The sequence below is a fragment of the Microcella humidisoli genome (genome assembly GCF_024362325.1).
In the GTDB taxonomy this organism is placed as follows: domain Bacteria; phylum Actinomycetota; class Actinomycetes; order Actinomycetales; family Microbacteriaceae; genus Microcella; species Microcella humidisoli.
Genome location: NZ_CP101497.1, coordinates 367,380 through 382,014 on the forward strand (window position 1 = coordinate 367,380; position 14,635 = coordinate 382,014).

At 70.4% G+C, this 14,635-nt stretch carries 15 protein-coding genes and 2 riboswitches; of the genes, 4 read left to right on the forward strand and 11 right to left on the reverse strand.

Annotation, left to right across the window (positions count from 1 at the left end):
* Positions 1 to 95: 95 nt before the first annotated feature.
* A complete protein-coding gene (locus tag NNL39_RS01740; protein ID WP_255159991.1) occupies positions 96 to 1,892 on the reverse strand; it encodes an ABC transporter family substrate-binding protein in 1,797 nt (598 codons plus the stop codon).
* A 361-nt stretch (positions 1,893 to 2,253) separates the two neighbouring features.
* Here NNL39_RS01740 and NNL39_RS01745 point away from each other — a divergent pair, with 361 nt between their 5' ends.
* Entirely contained in the window at positions 2,254 to 3,084 is an 831-nt protein-coding gene (locus NNL39_RS01745; protein WP_407665135.1) for a CPBP family intramembrane glutamic endopeptidase, read from the forward strand.
* Here the strand turns inward: NNL39_RS01745 and gcvP are convergent.
* From gcvP to NNL39_RS01770, 5 genes are all read right to left on the reverse strand, one after another.
* Complete coding sequence (gene gcvP / locus NNL39_RS01750) at positions 3,081 to 5,987, reverse strand: aminomethyl-transferring glycine dehydrogenase (RefSeq protein ID WP_255159992.1); 2,907 nt, start codon at positions 5,985 to 5,987, stop codon at positions 3,081 to 3,083. The two genes, NNL39_RS01745 and gcvP, sit on opposite strands and share 4 nt — an antisense overlap.
* Positions 5,988 to 6,035: 48 nt before the next feature.
* Entirely contained in the window at positions 6,036 to 6,410 is a 375-nt protein-coding gene (gene gcvH / locus NNL39_RS01755) for a glycine cleavage system protein GcvH (protein WP_255159993.1), read from the reverse strand.
* 47 nt (positions 6,411 to 6,457) lie between these two features.
* Entirely contained in the window at positions 6,458 to 7,585 is a 1,128-nt protein-coding gene (gene gcvT / locus NNL39_RS01760) for a glycine cleavage system aminomethyltransferase GcvT (RefSeq protein WP_255159994.1), read from the reverse strand.
* Positions 7,586 to 7,617: 32 nt separating this feature from the next.
* A riboswitch (glycine riboswitch) is annotated at positions 7,618 to 7,747 on the reverse strand.
* Position 7,748: 1 nt separating this feature from the next.
* Positions 7,749 to 7,844: riboswitch (glycine riboswitch) on the reverse strand.
* Between the two features lie 56 nt (positions 7,845 to 7,900).
* Positions 7,901 to 8,068: a hypothetical protein gene (locus tag NNL39_RS01765; RefSeq protein WP_255159995.1), complete on the reverse strand. Its 168-nt coding sequence runs from the start codon at positions 8,066 to 8,068 to the stop codon at positions 7,901 to 7,903.
* Positions 8,069 to 8,077: 9 nt separating this feature from the next.
* Complete coding sequence (locus NNL39_RS01770; protein WP_255159996.1) at positions 8,078 to 8,725, reverse strand: LON peptidase substrate-binding domain-containing protein; 648 nt, start codon at positions 8,723 to 8,725, stop codon at positions 8,078 to 8,080.
* A gap of 134 nt (positions 8,726 to 8,859) precedes the next feature.
* Here NNL39_RS01770 and NNL39_RS01775 point away from each other — a divergent pair, with 134 nt between their 5' ends.
* The gene (locus tag NNL39_RS01775) at positions 8,860 to 9,687 is read left to right on the forward strand and encodes an SDR family NAD(P)-dependent oxidoreductase (RefSeq protein ID WP_255159997.1); all 828 of its coding nucleotides are present in this window, start codon (positions 8,860 to 8,862) and stop codon (positions 9,685 to 9,687) included.
* Positions 9,688 to 9,698: 11 nt separating this feature from the next.
* Complete coding sequence (locus NNL39_RS01780; protein ID WP_255159998.1) at positions 9,699 to 10,226, forward strand: SOUL family heme-binding protein; 528 nt, start codon at positions 9,699 to 9,701, stop codon at positions 10,224 to 10,226.
* Here the strand turns inward: NNL39_RS01780 and NNL39_RS01785 are convergent.
* Positions 10,223 to 11,317 carry a calcium/sodium antiporter gene (locus NNL39_RS01785; RefSeq protein WP_255159999.1) on the reverse strand — a complete coding sequence of 365 codons (1,095 nt, stop codon included), beginning with the start codon at positions 11,315 to 11,317 and terminating at the stop codon, positions 10,223 to 10,225. The two genes, NNL39_RS01780 and NNL39_RS01785, sit on opposite strands and share 4 nt — an antisense overlap.
* A 22-nt stretch (positions 11,318 to 11,339) precedes the next feature.
* Entirely contained in the window at positions 11,340 to 11,834 is a 495-nt protein-coding gene (locus NNL39_RS01790; RefSeq protein WP_255160000.1) for a MarR family winged helix-turn-helix transcriptional regulator, read from the reverse strand.
* Between the two features lie 38 nt (positions 11,835 to 11,872).
* Between NNL39_RS01790 and NNL39_RS01795 the strand changes: the two genes are divergently transcribed.
* Entirely contained in the window at positions 11,873 to 12,835 is a 963-nt protein-coding gene (locus tag NNL39_RS01795; protein ID WP_255160001.1) for a DMT family transporter, read from the forward strand.
* On the opposite strand, the gene NNL39_RS01800 is transcribed toward NNL39_RS01795, so the two are convergent.
* Genes NNL39_RS01800 through NNL39_RS01810 form a run of 3 tightly spaced genes read right to left on the reverse strand, consistent with a single transcriptional unit; the run spans position 12,798 to position 14,550 of the window.
* Entirely contained in the window at positions 12,798 to 13,316 is a 519-nt protein-coding gene (locus NNL39_RS01800) for a nitroreductase/quinone reductase family protein (RefSeq protein ID WP_255160002.1), read from the reverse strand. The genes NNL39_RS01795 and NNL39_RS01800 overlap by 38 nt on opposite strands.
* Positions 13,313 to 13,990, reverse strand: a complete 678-nt coding sequence (locus tag NNL39_RS01805; protein WP_255160003.1) for a DUF2461 domain-containing protein — start codon at positions 13,988 to 13,990, stop codon at positions 13,313 to 13,315. Before NNL39_RS01805 ends, NNL39_RS01800 begins: the two co-directional genes overlap by 4 nt.
* Positions 13,987 to 14,550, reverse strand: coding sequence for a hypothetical protein (locus NNL39_RS01810; RefSeq protein ID WP_255160004.1), 564 nt, complete (start codon positions 14,548 to 14,550; stop codon positions 13,987 to 13,989). The genes NNL39_RS01805 and NNL39_RS01810 overlap by 4 nt, the downstream gene beginning before the upstream one ends.
* Positions 14,551 to 14,635: the final 85 nt, after the last annotated feature.

Here is a 14,635-nt window from a genome sequence, read left to right on the forward strand (position 1 = left end):
GGGCTCTCAGCGGGGGGCGCTGGGACCGCAGTGCGGCCCCAGCGCCCCTGTGCTGAGAAGGACTGACCTGAGTCAGCCGATAGCTGGGCTATCGACTAGTTGCTCTCGGTCGGCTCCCAGTCCCACGCGTTCCAGAAGATGGTCGGCGACAGCGGTCCCGGCTCCACGTTCGTCACGCGGTCGGAGAACGCGGTGACGGCGGGGAACTGGAAGATGGTCAGACCGTAGAAGTCGTCCATCAGCAGCTTGTCGATCTCGACCTGGATCTCGATCTGGCGCTCGACGTCAAGGGTGACGTCCAGCTCGTCGAGCAGCGCGTCAACCTCGGGGTTGCTGTAGTAGTTGAGGTTGTTGATGCCGCCCGTGCGGAAGGTCGGCGAGCTGTTGGTCACACCAAGGCTCGTCGACTGCCAGCCGAAGAACACCGCGTCGTACGCACCGGGGGTGCCGAGCAGGCCACCCCACTCGGGGCTGCCGCAGTCCTCGACCACGAAGCCGGCCTCAGCGGCCGAAGCCTGGATGAGGGCGAACTCGTTGACACGACGCGGGTTGTTCGATGCGTAGAGGATGCAGACGTCAGGAGCGGTCACGCCGGCCTCGGCGAGCAGCGCCTTGGCGCCCTCGATGTCGACCTCGGTGAACGCGTCCATGCCGTTGTTGGCGACGGTCTCGTCGTAGCCGTCGGCACCGGGGATGAAGATCTGCGAGTTGCGGACCTCGGCCTCGGGGTTGAGCGGCTTGATGAGCGTGTCGACGATCTGCTGACGCGGGATCGTCTTGAGGAAGGCCTCACGCACGAGCGGGTCGTCGAACGTGCCGTTCTTCGACTCGGCGAACTGCAGGTCGATGTGCTCGTAGACGGCCTCTTCACCCGACAGCACGGTGACACCGTCGAGCGCGGCGAGCGCGTCCGCGACGTCGGCCGTGGCCTGGGGGCTGATGATGTCGACCTCACCGTTGGCGAGCGCCTGCACGGCGGCAAGCGGGTCGGTGATGAAGCGGATGGTGATCTCCTCGATGTTCGGGAGGTTGTCACCGCGGTAGTTCGGGTTCGCCGTCAGGGTGATCGACTGGTCGGCCACGAAGTCGGTGATCTGGTACGGGCCGTTGACGACGAGGAGGTTCGCGTCCTCCTCCGCCGGCAGCTCGGTGAAGTTCCAGTCCGAGTTCCAGGTGCTCGAGATCGGCGCCAGGGCGGCCGCGTCGTTGTTCTGGATAGCCTCGATGAGCGCCGTCTTGGCCTCGGCCGCGTCCTCGATGTCGAGCGCGCGCTGCGCGACGACGTGCGCCGGCAGGCCCACGCCGAAGACGAGCTCCCAGTCGACGAAGAACTCGTCGTAGACGAGGGTGATCGAGCGGCCGTCGATGACGGGCGTCTCGGTGACGAGCTGCAGACCCGCACCGATGGCGCCGTCGAAGTAGACGACGTCGGTCGGGTACTCGTCGGTGAACTCACCGGTCTCGGGGTCGGTGAACTCGCCCGGGTCGAAGTCGGGGGTGTTCAGCACGCCCGAGTTCGCGGCCCACGCGAGCAGGAGGTCGGCGCCGTCGACGGCCGTGCCGTCAGACCACTGCACGTCGTCCGCAACGGTGTACTTGACCGTCAGCGGGTCTTCCGAGACGAGCTCGTAGGTGCCGAAGGACTCGTCCTTCACCAGCTCGGGAACGTTGTTGTAGTAGTTGAAACCACCGCTGGTCAGGTACACGATGTTGGCGTTGGCCGTGGCGTTACCGAACGACGTGTTGCTGTTGTACGAGTAGAACGGCTGGTTCCACGCGACCGTGATGGAGCTTCCCTCGACGACCTCGGACTGCGGCGCTGCGCAAGCCGAGAGAACGAGAGCGCTCGCCGCGATCGTGGCCGTGGCGGCCGCGAATCTGCTGATACGCAATTTTCCTCCTGTGCAAGATGGATGCGTGGCGGCACGTTTTCCGAGCGCGCCGTCACGCCTGTTGGGTACGACCCTAGAGACCCAGAGATACCCCCGCCAAACTGTAGGCCGATTCGTTACACACCGGTAACGCTCGCGCAGGTTCCGGCGAGGTTTCGCATGAATATTGCATGAGGCCCGGGCGCATCGCACGAATCGTGCGTTCTGCTGAAGAGAGTTCACCGTCAACGCTGAAACCGCGGCGCGCGCGGCCACCGACGAGCGGGAGGCGGCTGTCGGGGTGCTCCAAAGAGCAGCGGGCATCCGGGGCGGTGATTGCGGGTTCTGCACAACGCCCGGTGAGCCCAGAGAGAATGGAGCGATGACGATGCGACCGGATGCCGAGCCCTCGCCCGGCGCGCTGCCCGGCGATCGGCGGCTGCGCGTCGAGATCCTGCTCGTGCTCGGGCTGTCGCTCGGCGCGAGCGCCGTCTACTCGATCGTCGCCATTGCGAACCGGCTGACGCGGGACATTCCGCTCGGCGATCAGACGGCCACGCTCAACCCCCCGCGCGATCAGCGCGAGATCTTCGACCTCATCTACAACCTGCTCGGCGTGTTCTTCGACCTCGTGCCGGTCGCCCTCGTGGCCTTCCTGCTGTGGAGCACCGCGCGCCCGCATCTCGGCCGCCTCGGCATCGACGGCACGCGACCGTGGCGCGATACCCGCGACGGCGTCGGGCTTGCGCTCGTCATCGGCATCCCCGGCCTCGCGCTGTACCTCGTCGGGCGCGCGCTCGGCATCACCGTGACCGTCGTGCCGACGGCGCTTGACGAGCACTGGTGGACGGTGCCCGTACTGCTGCTCTCGGCGTTGCGGGCCGGCGTGACCGAGGAGGTCATCGTCGTCGGCTACCTGTTCGCGCGCCTGCGCGACCTGCGCTGGGGGCCGTGGACGATCATCCTCACGAGCGCGCTGCTGCGGGCGACCTACCACCTGTACCAGGGCTTCGGGGCCTTCGTCGGCAACTTCGCGATGGGCCTGCTGTTCGGCTGGCTCTACACGCGCTACGGGCGGCTGCTGCCGCTCGTCATCGCCCACACCGTCATCGACGCCGTGATCTTCATCGGCTACCCGTGGGCCGCCGCGGCGTTCCCGGGGCTGCTCGCCCCGATGCCTGTGCCGAGCCCCTCGCCGACCCCGAGCCCTTAGGCGAACGCCTCGATCGGCAAGCAGGAGCACACGAGGTTGCGGTCGCCGTAGGCCTGGTCGACGCGGCGCACCGGCGGCCAGTACTTCGCCGTGCGGTCGCCGGCCGAGGGGTAGACGGCGAGCTCGCGCGAGTACGCGTGCTGCCACTCCCCCGCGATGACGCTCTCGGCCGTGTGCGGCGCGTTGACGAGCGGGTTGTCGTCGGCTGGCCACTCCCCTGCCGCGACGGCGTCGGCCTCGAGACGGATGGCGATCATGGCCTGGATGAACCGCTCGAGCTCGGCGAGGTCTTCCGACTCGGTCGGCTCGATCATGAGCGTGCCCGCGACGGGGAACGACATGGTCGGCGCGTGGAAGCCGTAGTCCATGAGGCGCTTCGCGACGTCGTCGTTGCCGATGCCGGTCGCCTCCTTGAGCGGCCGCAGGTCGAGGATGCACTCGTGCGCGACGAGCCCGTTCTCGCCCGCGTAGAGCACCGGGTAGTGGTCGCGCAGGCGCAGGGCGACGTAGTTGGCGGCGAGCACGGCGTTGGCCGTGGCATCCGTGAGCCCCTGAGCGCCCATCATGCGGGCGTAGGCCCACGAGATGGGCAGGATGCTCGCCGAACCGTAGGGCGCGGCCGAGACGGGCGCGCCACGGTGCTCGACGGTTCCGGCGTGGCCCGTCGTGTGGTCAAACGGCGGGTGCTGGTGCATCTGGGCGAGCGGATGCCCGGGCAGGAACTCGGCGAGGTGCGCCTTGGCCGCCACGGGTCCGACCCCCGGACCGCCGCCACCGTGCGGGATGCAGAACGTCTTGTGCAGGTTGAGGTGGCTGACGTCGCCGCCGATGTCGCCGTAGCGGGCGTAGCCAAGCAGCGCGTTGAGGTTGGCCCCGTCGATGTAGACCTGGCCGCCGGCCTCGTGCACGGCCGCCGTGACCTGCATGACCTCGTGCTCGTACACGCCGTGCGTCGAGGGGTAGGTGATCATGAGCGCCGCGAGCTCGTCGCGGTGCTCGGCGATCTTCGCGCGCAGGTCGGCGAGGTCGACGTCGCCCGTCTCGGTCGTCGCGATGACGACGACGCGCATGCCCGCGAGCACGGCGGAGGCGGCGTTGGTGCCGTGCGCGCTCGAGGGGATGAGGCAGACGGTGCGGTGCTCGTCGCCGCGCGAGCGGTGGTAGCCGCGGATGGCGAGCAGACCCGCGAGCTCGCCCTGCGAGCCGGCGTTGGGCTGCAGCGACACGGCGTCGTAGCCCGTGAGCTCGGCGAGCCAGGTCTCGAGGTGCCCGATCATGACGAGCGAGCCCTGCACGTCGTCGAGCGGCGCGAAGGGGTGCAGGCCGCTGAACTCGGGCCACGTCACGGCGGCCATCTCGGTGGCCGCGTTGAGCTTCATGGTGCACGAGCCGAGCGGGATCATGCCGCGGTCGAGCGCGTAGTCGCGGTCGGCGAGGCGCTTGAGGTAGCGCATCATGGCGGTCTCGCTGCGGTGCATGTGGAACACCGGGTGCGTCATGTAGTCGGATGCGCGGCGAAGCCCCTCGGGCAGGTGCGGGGTCAGGCTCACCCCGAAGCCGTCGCTCAGGCCGAACACGGCGGCGAGGTCGGCGGCCAGGCCGTCGGTGGCTCGGGAGAACCCGATGCCGCTCGCCGCGGTGACCTCGTCGAAGCTGAAGCGCACGGTGTCGGCATCGACCTGCCAGAGCAGCAGGTCGCGCTCGCGCGCGGTCTCGACGAGCTCGGCCGCGCGGCCCGGCACGCGCACCTCGAGGGTGTCGAAGAAGTCGGTGTGCGCCACCTCGATGCCCGCGGCGTGCAGGCGGGCGGCGAAGCCGGCGGCCTGGGCGTGCACGCCCTCGGCGATGCGGCGCAGCCCGTCGGGCCCGTGGTAGACGCCGAACATCGAGGCCATGACGGCGAGCAGCACCTGCGCGGTGCAGATGTTGCTGGTCGCCTTGTCGCGGCGGATGTGCTGCTCGCGCGTCTGCAGCGTGAGGCGGTAGGCGGGGCGGCCGTCGGCGTCTTTCGAGACGCCGACGAGGCGGCCGGGCATCTGCCGCTCGAGGCCCTCGCGTACGGCGAGGTAGCCCGCGTGCGGTCCGCCGAAGCCCATGGGCACGCCGAAGCGCTGCGTCGTGCCGACGGCGACGTCGGCGCCGAGCTCGCCCGGGCTCGTGACGAGCGTGAGGGCGAGCAGGTCGGCGGCGACGATCGCGAGGCCGCCGTGTTCCTTGACGCGGGCGATGATGGCCGACGGATCCCAGATGCGACCCGAGGCCGCCGGGTACTGCACGAAGACGCCGAAGGCCTCGGGCAGGTCGGCCGGGTCGGTCTCGGCGAGCGGCAGGTACTGCAGCTCGAGGCCGACGGCCTCGGCGCGGCCGTCGAGCACCGCCCGGGTCTGGGCGAAGATGTCGCTGTCGACGAGGAAGACGTTCGAGGCCGAGCCCGAGGCGCGGCGCGCGAGCAGCATGCCCTCGACGACCGCCGTCGCCTCGTCGAGCATCGAGGCGTTCGCGGTGTGCAGGCCCGCGAGCTCGCTCACCATGGTCTGGAAGTTGAGCAGCGCCTCGAGGCGCCCCTGCGAGATCTCGGGCTGGTACGGCGTGTACGCCGTGTACCAGCTCGGGTTCTCGAGCACGTTGCGCTGGATGACCGCGGGCGTCACCGTGCCGTAGTACCCCTGCCCGATCATGCTGCGCCTCACGCGGTTGTGCGCCGCCAGGGCGCGCAGCTCGGCGAGCGCCTCGGCCTCGGTCGCGGGCGCGGGCAGGCTGCGCAGCGGGGCCGTCTGCCGGATCGCGGACGGCACCGCGGCATCCATGAGCGCGTCGAGCGAGGCGTAGCCGAGCGCGTCGAGCATGAGCTGGCGGGCGTCGGCGTCGAGGCCGATGTGGCGGTCGACGAAGGGGATGCTCACAGAAGGTCTCTCTCTATGCCGGTGCGGTCGGTGGCGGAACGGGCGGTGCTACTCGCCGATGAGGGCGCGGTACTCGTCGGCGCTCAGCAGCGCGGGGGCGCCCGAAACGCGCACCTTCACGAGCCAGCCCTCGCCGTAGGGGTCGGAGTTGATGGTCTCGGGGGCGTCGACGACGGCGCTGTTGGCCTCGACGACCTCGCCGTCGAGCGGCGCGTACAACTCGCCGACCGACTTGGTCGACTCGACCTCGCCGACGATCGACCCGGCGGCGAGCGCCGCCCCGACCTTGGGCAGATCGACGTAGACGACGTCGCCGAGCGCATCGGCGGCGTACTGCGTGATGCCGACCGTGGCGACGTCGCCCTCGAGGCGCACCCACTCGTGCTCGGCGGTGTACTGCAGGTCGGCGGGAACGGCGCTCATGAGGGTGGCCTTTCGATCAGCGGTGCGGTGAGGGGCGGATGGGCGGATCAGGAACGGGAGTAGAAGGGCAGCGCCACGACCGTGGCGGGGATGCGGGTGCCGCGCACGTCGAGCTCGAGCGCGGTGCCGAGCGCGGAGGCCTCGGGCGACACGAACGCCATGGCGATCGGGTACCCCAGCGTGGGCGACAGCGCGCCCGAGGTGACCCCGCCGACAAGGGTCTCGCCGTGGAAGACGGGGTACTCGGCGCGGGCGGCCCGACGGCCCTCGGCCCGCAGACCGACCAGCACCGGGGCTCCCTCGGGCGGGCCGGCGAGAATCGCGTCGCGGCCCACGAACGCGGGCTTGTCGGTGACGACCACGCGGCCGAGGCCGGCCTGCACCGGCTGGATGCTCAGGCCGAGCTCGTGCCCGTAGAGCGGCATGCCCGCCTCGAGCCGCAGGGTGTCGCGGGCGGCGAGCCCGCAGGGCACGAGCCCGAGCGGCTCGCCCGCGGCGGTGAGGGCGGCCCACAGCGCGGCCGCGTGCTCGACCGGCGCGTACAGCTCGAAGCCGTCTTCGCCCGTGTAGCCCGTGCGCGCGACCATCAGGTCGGTGCCGGCGAAGCTGCCCGACCCCCAGGCGTAGTACTTCAGCGCCTCGAGACCCTCGATCGTGAGCCCCGCGGTCGCGGCGAGCACCGCGGCCGAGGCCGGACCCTGCACGGCGATGAGCGCGATCTGCTCGGTGCGGTCGTCGATCTCGACGGCGAAGGCCGGGCCGCCGACACCGGCGGCGCGCTCGCGCAGGGCATCCACGACGGCGAAGCGGTTGGAGGCGTTCGCGACGACGAGGTAGGAGGTGTCGCCCATGCGGTACACGATGAGGTCGTCGACGATGCCACCGTGCTCGTCGAGCACGAGCGAGTACTTGGCCTTGCCGGGTGCCATCGCCGAGAGCCGGCCGGCGAGCGCAGCATCCAGGAATGCGGCCGCGTCGGGGCCGTCGACCGCGATCTCGGCCATGTGCGAGATGTCGAAGATGCCCGCTGCGGTGCGCACCGCGTGGTGCTCAGCGAGGTCGGAGCTGTAGCGCACCGGCATCTGCCACCCGGCGAAGTCGGTGAAGGCCGCGCCGAGCGCCTCGTGCACGGCGTGCAGGGGCGAGTGGCGCTGGGGGGCGATGGACTCGGACACGGAGTTCTCCTGACGCTGACGGCCGGTGGAACTCCCCCTCTGTCATGGTGCCTGAGAGCTTCGCGCCGCCGGACTGCTCGTGGCAGCCGGTGGGACGCTTTCACCGTGGGCGAGAGCGTCGCAATCGTCGACGACGGATGCGCGCTCTGCTTTTCAGAGTGGCCTGGCAGATGCGGTACATAGACCTGAGAGATTGGCGGGGAGGCTTGCTCCTTCGGTGCCGCGGGCGCCGGGCCCACGGCTCTCCCGCATCGCGGAAACGGCCGGTGTTCAGTTGAGGGTGCTACTAGGGCTCACTCTACCCGCTCGGCACCGCTAGCGGTCGTCGCTCTGATCGCTGTCTTCGCGATTGTCGCGGAAGTAGCGAACGGTCTGCCAGACGAGCACCGTGAATCCGGCGAGCGCCATGAGCACGAACACGGGGCCCGCCCACGCGGCAGTCGCGGCATCGACGGGAATGGGGAGGGCGATCACCTCGGTCATGGCGGCAGGCTACTCGCCGTCGAGCAGCGCCGAGAAGTCGTCGTCGTCGAGTCCCGGCATCGAGAGCATCTCGGCGGCACCCTCGGTCGCCTCGATGATGCCGCTCAGCAGTTCGACGACCGTCGTCGCCCGCAGCAGGCGGACCTGGTCGAGCGGCCCGAGCGGCGCGATGCCGGCGAGCTGCCAACAGGCCTGAACGGGGTCGTCGCTCAGCTCGATGTCGGCGGGCCACTGCTGCTCGACGAACTCGCTCGCGCGAGAGATCGTGCGTCGCACGAGCTGCTCGGCCCGCTCCAGCAGAGGCCGGTGCTCGTCGCTCCACTCGAGCTCGGGAACCGGACGCACCTCGGCGCGCGGGTACGGGTCGTCATCGAGCCACGTCACGACCTCGATGCGCCGGTCGCCCTGGGCGATGAGGCCGATGAAGCCCTCGCTCGTCTCGACGCGGGTGATCTGGGCGACCGTGCCGATCGGGAACCGATGCTCGCCGCCGCCGACCTCGCTGCCGCGCTCGATGAGCACGATGCCGAACTCGGGCGGCTCATCGCCGAGGATCGTCGAGAGCATGACGATGTAGCGCTCTTCGAATACGCGCAGCGCCGTCGGCATCGCCGGGAACAACACCGACCCGAGCGGGAACATCGGCATGACCGTCATGCGCTCACGATTCCACGGATTCCTGCGGGTTCGCACAGCATCGCGGCCCCGGGACGTTCGACCCTGACCGATCGGTCGGGGAGCGGTTAGCCTCGGGGTGCGCGAGGACGCGCATCCGGTATCGAAGGAGCATCATGCAGATCAGTGGGAAGGTCTTCGCCGTCACCGGCGGCGGCAACGGCATCGGGCGCGAGGTCGTGCTCGGCCTCGTGGCGAAGGGCGCGCGCGTCGCAGCTCTCGACCTCAGCGAGGAGGGTCTGGCCGAGACCGTGCGGCTGGCCGGCGACCACGGCGACCGCATCTCGACGCATGTCGTGAACATCACCGACCGGAAGGCGGTCGAAAAGCTTCCCGCGGCGATCATCAAGCAGCACGGCCAGGTCGACGGTCTGCTCAACATCGCGGGCATCATCCAGAAGTTCGTGCCCGTCATGCAGCTCGACTGGGACCAGATCGAGCGCGTCATCGACGTCAACCTCTACGGCGTGCTCAACACCACCAAGGCGTTCCTGCCCGAGCTGGTGACGCGGCCCGAGGCCGCGCTCGTGAACGTGGCGAGCATGGGCGCGTACGCCCCGGTTCCCGGTCAAGGCGTATACGGCGCCACCAAGGCGGCCGTGGCGCAGCTCAGCCGCGCCCTGCACTCGGAGCTCATGGAGACGAACGTCGCGGTCACCGGGGTGTTCCCGGGCGCCATCGGCACGAACATCACCGTCAACTCGGGGCTCATGACCGAGGAGCAGGCGAAGGAGATGGCCGCGGCTGCGGGCGACAAGCAGCGCAAGACGACGGCGCCCGCCGAAGCCGGTCGCCAGATCATCGAGGCGATCGAGAAGGGCTCGTACGAGATCTTCATCGGCGGCGACGCGCGCATCATGTCGCGCCTCTCGCGATTGAACCCGAAGAACGCCGCGGGCCTCATCTACAGGCAGATGAAAGACCTGCTCTCGAGCATGAACTAGGCGATCCCGACGTGACCGAGCAGCAGCCGTACACGCTCGTGCGACAGCACGACGGGTTCGAGGTGCGCCAGTACCCGGCGCACATGCTCGTGCAAGTCGATGTTCGGGGCGGTCTCGATGCGGGAGCGGGGGCCGGTTTCGGCCCCCTCTTCCAGTACATCAGCGGCGGCAACGCCGGCGGGCGGAGCATCTCCATGACTGCCCCGGTGCTGCAGCAGCCTCGTGCAGAAGGCGTGCAGACGGTGAGCTTCGTCATGCCCGCCGACATGGATGCGGCGAGCACCCCGAGCCCACGCGACCAACGGGTGCGAACCCTGGCGGTGGCTGCGCGCCTCGTCGCGGCGCGACGATTCACCGGCTCGGCCCGCACGTCACGATTCACCGATCAGGGCGCGCACCTCGTCGCGTCCGTGCGAGCAGCCGAACTCACGCCGGTGGGTGACGTGTACTACGCACGCTTCGACCCCCCGTGGAAGCCCGGGTTCCTGCGGCACAACGAAGCGCTCATCGAGATCGCCGCCGACGACTCAGGCGACTAGTCCGGCGGTGGTGCCGGCGACCGACGTCCGCGCCGCACTCCGACCTCGAAAGCGGTCACCGCCACGAGAGTCATCGCCAGCAGCGGCAGCACGAACCAGAGCATGACATCCGTGAAGCCTGCGAGCGCGGCATGCTGGGTCGAGGCGAGCACGAGATAGACCGTGTAGGCGATGTAGAGGGCCACGAAGAGGCCGCCCTCCCATCGCGCGATGACGAAGCCCGTGAAGGCGATCGGCAGCAGCGCGAGCGCGGTCGCGAGCATGAGGGGCAGGTCGAGCGCGATCGCCGCAGGCGGCACCGGGATGCCCTGGCCGAAGAGGATCGCCGGCAGACCGAGCACCATGCCGATGTTGAAAATGTTGCTGCCCACGATGTTGCCGACGGCCATGTCGCGTTCACCGCGGCGCACCGCGATGATCGAGGTCGCGAGCTCGGGCAGCGACGTGCCGACGGCCACCACCGTGAGCCCGATCACCAGGCTGCTGATGCCGAGCGCGGTCGCGATGCTGACCGCGCCGTCGACGAGCAGGCGGGCTCCGAGCACGAGCAAGGCGATACCCGCGACGAGCAGCAGCAGGGCGAGCCACAGCGGAACCGGCTTGCTGTTGAGCGCCGGCTCGACGGGCTCTGCGGCGGCACCCTCACGGCGGCCGATGACGATGCTCATCACCGTGTGCACGCCGAGGCCGGCGAGAAGCAGCACGCCGTCGAGCAGCCCGATGACGCCGTCGAGGCTCACCGCGACGAGCAGCACCGAGATGCCGACCATGACGGGGATGTCGAAGCGCACGAGCTGACGCTTGATGACGAGCGGCATGACAATCGCCGACAAGCCGAGAATGAACAGGACGTTGACGATGTTGCTGCCCACGACGTTGCCGAGCGCGAGGTCGGGCTCGCCCTGAAGCACGGCGTCGAGCGTGACCGCGAGCTCGGGCGCCGAGGTCGCCGCGGAGACGACGACGAGGCCGATGACGAGCGGCGAGATGCCCACCTTCGCCGCGAGCGTCGAGGCGCCGCGCACGAGTGCCTCACCCCCCGCGACCAGCAGCACCAGACCGGCGACGATGAACGCAATGTCGAGCAGCACGGCCACAGCCTAGAGTGCCTCCCTAGTGCTCAGCCCGCAGCCAGTCGAGCCAGATGCGCAGCAGGCGCTCGAGCGCGGCGCGGTCGGCAGTATCGAGCGGCGCGAGCAGGCGGTGCTCGTTGGCGAGGTGCGCCTCGAACGCGCGCTCGACGAGCGTGAGTCCCGCATCCGTCAGCGCCACCACCCGCCCCCGACCATCGAGCGGAGAGATGCGGCGGGTGACGAGCCCCCGGTCCTCGAGGCGGTCGACGCGCTTGGTGAGACCGCCCGCTGTGACCATCGTGCTGTCGGCAAGAGCTGTCGGAGTGCGCTCGTACGGCGCGCCCGCCCGGCGGAGGGCGGCGAGCACGTCGAACTCGCCCGTCGTGAGGCCGTGCTGGCGGAACACCGCCTCGAGCTCGACCTCGATCGCGGCGGCGAGACGGGCGAGCCGGCCGAAGACCCCTTGCGGCGCGACATCGAGGTCGGGGCGCTCGCGCTGCCACTCAGCTTGGATGCGGGATACCCGATCGGTCATGCGGGAATAATACTTTCCATGGAAAGGTTCTGCCGGGTATGACATCCACTTGGCGCTGGCTCCTCGTCGCCGCGATCGCGCCCCTCGCCTGGGGCTCTACCTATGTCGTCACCGCGCAGCTGCTGCCGGCCGACACCCCGATCTGGGGCGCCACCCTGCGCGCGCTGCCCGCCGGTCTCGTACTGCTGCTTCTCGCCCGCCGCCTGCCGCGGCGGCGCTGGTGGTGGCGATCGGCCGTGCTCGGCGTGCTGAACGTCGGTGCGTTCTTCGTGCTCGTCTACCTCGCCGCGCAGCTGCTGCCCTCGGGCGTCGCCGCAATGCTCATGGCCACCTCGCCCGCGGTCATCCTGATGCTCGCCTGGCCAATCGCGCGCGAGAAGCCCGCCGCCCTGTCGCTGCTCGGCGCCGTCATCGGCTTCGCCGGCGTCGTCGTCCTGCTCGCCGGCGCCACCGGCACGCTGAACGGCTGGGGCATTGCCGCCTCGCTCGCCGCGATGCTCATGTCATCGGTCGGATTCGTGCTGGCCCGGCGCTGGAACGACGGCACCCCCGCGCTCTCCGTCACCGCCTGGCAACTCACGCTCGGCGGCCTCGCGCTTGTGCCCATCGCGCTGCTCGCCGAGGGCGCTCCCCCGGCGCTCGACGCGGCCGGTCTCGCGGGCGCCGCCTACCTTGCGCTCGTTGCCACCGCTCTCGCCTTTGCGACGTGGTTCGCCGCCCTGCAGCACCTGCCCGCCGGAGCCGTCGGCCTCGTCGGCCTGCTCAACCCCGTGGCCGGGGTCGCACTCGGCGTGCTTGTCGCCCAGGAGACCTTCACCGCTGTGCAGGTGATCGGGATGGTCATCGTGCTGCTCGGCATCGTGCTCGGGCAGCCCGCGATCGCCGCCGCGCTGCGCTCAGCGCGGACCCGACGCACCGAACGACGAGCGCGTCGGCGGGAGGTGCCGACCGACACCGCGCAGCTCAGAGTGCGCGCAGCAGGTGCAGGCGGAACAGTCTGACCGTGCGCCCCGAGTCGCGCTCGTAGGCCCGGTACTCGGGCCACTGCGACTCGAGGTGGCGCCAGACGCGATCGCGGGCATCCCCCTCGATCGTGGATGCCCGCACCGCGTACCGCCGGCCCCGCACCGTGATCTCGGCCTCGGGGTGGGCGAGCAGGTTGTACGTCCAGGCGGGGTGCGTCGCGGCCGCCCAGTTCGTGCCCGCGACGATCGCCCGACCGTGGCCGTCGGCCGTGTACATGAGCACCGTGTCGCGCGGCAGGCCGCTTTTGGCGCCCGTCGTGGTCAGGATGAGCGAGGGCACGAACAGGCTGCTGACCTGCATGCGACCGCCGGTCGCGCTCGCGAGCGCGTGCTCGATGGGAGGCATGACGCGGTGCGCCGCCCACCGCCAGGCGCTCGTCCGCGTGATAGCCGACACGACGATGCGCACGCCGCGCACGATCGGGTCGGCGGTCGGCAGGGGGACGAGGTCGCTCATCGGGTCGCCTCGACCGCGGTGGGCAGGTTCTCGGCGATCCAGTCGTTCCAGACGCGCACGGTGCGCCAGCCCGCGCGCACGCGGTCGACGAGCTCGGGCCCGGTCATCCAGTCGGCGGGCGCGTGCTCGGCGGCGATGGCCAGGCGCTTCAGGCGCAGCAGCTCGATCTTCGGGTGGTCGACGCGGAACCCGCGGGGGGCGGTGGCGAGGGCATCCGTCGTCATGATGGCGAAGCCGCTCTCGCCGACCTCCTCGAGGGTCGCCTCGAGGTCGCCGACCAGGCGGTTGTCGTCGACGATCTCGCGAAACCGGGCGAGCTGCTCGCGCGCCGGCTGGTAGAGCCCGCCCGCGAGCATCAATCCTTGCCGCGAGAGCTGCAGGTAGTAGGTCGCACTCGAGTCGTCGGCCGTCACGAGCCCGAGGTGATCCTTGTAGGGGCGCTTGTCGGCGCTGAACCGCACGTCTTTGTAGGGCCGGAAGATCTTGAGCGGCCCGAACTCGCCGCCGAGCGCGTCGACGAGGCGCTCGACGGGCGCCTTCACGCGCGTCTCGTAGCGCTGCTTGTTCGCGAGCCACCACTCTTTGGTCTGGTGGTCGGCGAGCTCGGCGTAGAAGGCGAAGGCGTCGGCGTCTATTCCAGCGCCATCGAGCCCTGCGGCCTCGTTCTCGGTCATGGATGCTCGCTCTCGGCTCGCGCGGCGGTCAGGGTGCCCAGCGCCAGGTCGAGGCGTTCGGCGAGGTAGGCGTCGAGGGGGCGCAGCGTGTCATCGGCCGCGGTCGGCACCCAGCGCACGAGCACCGTCGTCGCGCCCGCCTGCTCGCACAGCACGAGCGGACCCCGCTCGGCGGCCATCGCGGCCGCGTCATCGAGCGGCACCGGGCGCGAGTCGATGACGACCGTCGTGCCCTCGGGCAGGCGGGCGTCGAGCAGGCGCTGGCGCAGGTCGCGGCGAGCCCGCGCGCTCTCGGACTGGTGGCCTGGCAGCACTTGCCGGCTCGCGCGCGCGATGCGCCCGGGCGCGAACACGTCTCCGCTTGCGGTGACGAGCAGCGCGCCGAGCACGAATCCCTCGCCGGTGCGCCGGAAGGTCTCGCGGCGCGGAATGAACCCGAGCGCGCGGTGCGCGGGAACCGTGACGGCGAGCTGCTCGGGGGCGGCGCCCGCCGCGGCGAGGCGCCCAGCGGCCGCGGCGAGCGCGGCGCGGGCCTCGGCGAGCGCGGTGAGAGCATCCACAGCCCTATCGTGCCGGACTCGGCTGGGTGCCGCATCGCCGAGGGCGAGTGTGCCTGCCGCGGCATGTGCCGCGAGCGGCACACAC

Excerpts from the sequence above, each read along its gene's own strand:
- NNL39_RS01745 (WP_407665135.1), top strand. The coding sequence starts at position 2,254 with ATGACGATGCGACCGGATGCCGAGCCCTCGCCCGGCGCGCTGCCCGGC.
- gcvH (WP_255159993.1), bottom strand. The coding sequence starts at position 6,410 with ATGAGCGCCGTTCCCGCCGACCTGCAGTACACCGCCGAGCACGAGTGG.
- NNL39_RS01765 (WP_255159995.1), bottom strand. The coding sequence starts at position 8,068 with ATGACCGAGGTGATCGCCCTCCCCATTCCCGTCGATGCCGCGACTGCC.
- NNL39_RS01770 (WP_255159996.1), bottom strand. The coding sequence starts at position 8,725 with ATGACGGTCATGCCGATGTTCCCGCTCGGGTCGGTGTTGTTCCCGGCG.
- NNL39_RS01775 (WP_255159997.1), top strand. The coding sequence starts at position 8,860 with ATGCAGATCAGTGGGAAGGTCTTCGCCGTCACCGGCGGCGGCAACGGC.
- NNL39_RS01790 (WP_255160000.1), bottom strand. The coding sequence starts at position 11,834 with ATGACCGATCGGGTATCCCGCATCCAAGCTGAGTGGCAGCGCGAGCGC.
- NNL39_RS01795 (WP_255160001.1), top strand. The coding sequence starts at position 11,873 with ATGACATCCACTTGGCGCTGGCTCCTCGTCGCCGCGATCGCGCCCCTC.
- NNL39_RS01800 (WP_255160002.1), bottom strand. The coding sequence starts at position 13,316 with ATGAGCGACCTCGTCCCCCTGCCGACCGCCGACCCGATCGTGCGCGGC.
- NNL39_RS01805 (WP_255160003.1), bottom strand. The coding sequence starts at position 13,990 with ATGACCGAGAACGAGGCCGCAGGGCTCGATGGCGCTGGAATAGACGCC.